Below are 1,619 nucleotides of genomic sequence, written 5' to 3' on the forward strand. Positions count from 1 at the left end.
GGGCCCGTTTTCCGTTCCCTTCCCGCGGCGGTTTTGGGGGGGTGGGGGGGGGGGGGGGGGGGGGGCTTCTCGCGCAGTTCCCCGCGCCCCTGAAAGACCAGGCCCTGCGGGCCTGAGAACGACGGCCGGGCGGGCCGAAAAGCGAAGCGGGGCGCAGCCCCCGCTTCCTTTTCAGGGGCGCAGCCCCTGGGGATGGGACGGGTAGGGGCGGCGGGGGCGAAAACGCCAGGGAAGCACCACGATCTTGCGCCCGACTCCTGACGCGAACTGATCCAGAGCCTGCGGGTATTGATCCAGCGGCACCCGGTCGCTGATCCTGCTCGGCGAGCGCATGCGATGTCTTCAGGGCCGGCTCGACGGACTGGCGTCCGGCGATGGCCGCGCTGATCTCCAGGGAGACCTTGGTGCCGAGGTCGGTGAACTCGGGGATGCCGACGAACTGGATGCCGGGCGCGGGGCGCGGCTGTACCCCGGGTTCGGCGGGCCGGGCGCCCTCGATGGCCTCGCGGTCATCTCCTGGAAGGCGGCGGCCTCCTCGCGGTAGTCCGGGTTCGCGTACGTCGACTCCCGCTTGCGGGGAGACAAGGGGGTGTTCCGAGGCAAGGATGGAGTGGGATGGGGCGGTTGTTCTCAGACTCGGGTGACCTGGGGACCCAGCAGTGAGTACCGGTGGGCCTCCGAGGCCGGGAGCAGGGTGCTCGTGACGATCGCGTCCAGGTCGCTCACCTCGGCGAACCGGCAGAAGCTGACCGCGCCGAACTTGGTGTGGACGCCCGCGAAGACCGTGCGCCGGGAGGCGCGGATCGCCTGGGCCTTGACCTCGCTGACGGCCGGGTCGGGGGTGGTGAGGCCGTGGTCGCGGGTGATGCCGTTGGCGCCGATGTACGCCAGGTCGATGACGAAGCCGGCCAGCATCTTCGTCGTCCAGTGGTCGACGGTCGCGAGGGTGCCCGGGCGCACCCGGCCGCCGAGCAGCAGCACGGTGGTGTTGCCGGCCTCCGCGAGCGCGCCCGCGGTGGCGAGCGAGGCGGTGACCACGGTCAGCGGCCGGTCCCGGGGCAGCGCCTCGGCGATGAGCTGCGGGGTGAAGCCCTCGTCGACGAAGACCGTCTCCGCGTCCCCGAGCAGCTCGGCCGCCGCGGCGGCGATCCGGCGCTTCTCGGGCACATGGCTGGTCGCGCGGAAGGCGAGCGTCGTCTCGAACCCGGCGCTCTCCACGGGACACGCCCCGCCGTGCGTACGGCGGACCAGCCCGTGGTCCTCCAGGGCGCGCAGATCACGCCGTACGGTCTCCTTGGCGACGCCCAGTTCGACGGCGAGTTCGGCGACGTCGACCCCGCCCGTGCGGCGGGCGGCCCGGACGATCTCGCGTTGCCTTTCCTCCGCGCTCATGGCCGACACCTGCTCTCCCTCGCCGTAGTGCTGCCCGTCCGGGCCCGGTAGGGGCCTCGGTGGAAGTTCTACAGCGGGTGCGCGGCGCCTGCCAGGCCTGTTGCGCGACCGATGATGCCCGTACCTGACCGTTTCGCATCGCCGCGGCCCGTCACGGACCTGGGGCGGACGTGGGATCGGGCAACGGCCGTGCCCGAATACGGGAGCGGGCGGGCCCGTTCGGTGCC

The 1,619-nt window shown here is 72.5% G+C and carries 1 protein-coding gene and 1 pseudogene; both read right to left on the reverse strand.

Annotation, left to right across the window (positions count from 1 at the left end; translation table 11 throughout):
- Nucleotides 1-316: 316 nt before the first annotated feature.
- Nucleotides 317-573, reverse strand: a pseudogene (locus ACFU53_RS47975) (sugar ABC transporter substrate-binding protein); the annotation flags it as partial.
- Between the two features lie 57 nt (nt 574-630).
- Nucleotides 631-1,401, reverse strand: coding sequence for a DeoR/GlpR family DNA-binding transcription regulator (locus ACFU53_RS47980; protein ID WP_384006981.1), 771 nt, complete (start codon nt 1,399-1,401; stop codon nt 631-633).
- Nucleotides 1,402-1,619: the final 218 nt, after the last annotated feature.

Origin of the sequence: Streptomyces sp. NPDC057474 (genome assembly GCF_042802555.1) — a bacterium.
GTDB lineage: Bacteria > Actinomycetota > Actinomycetes > Streptomycetales > Streptomycetaceae > Streptomyces.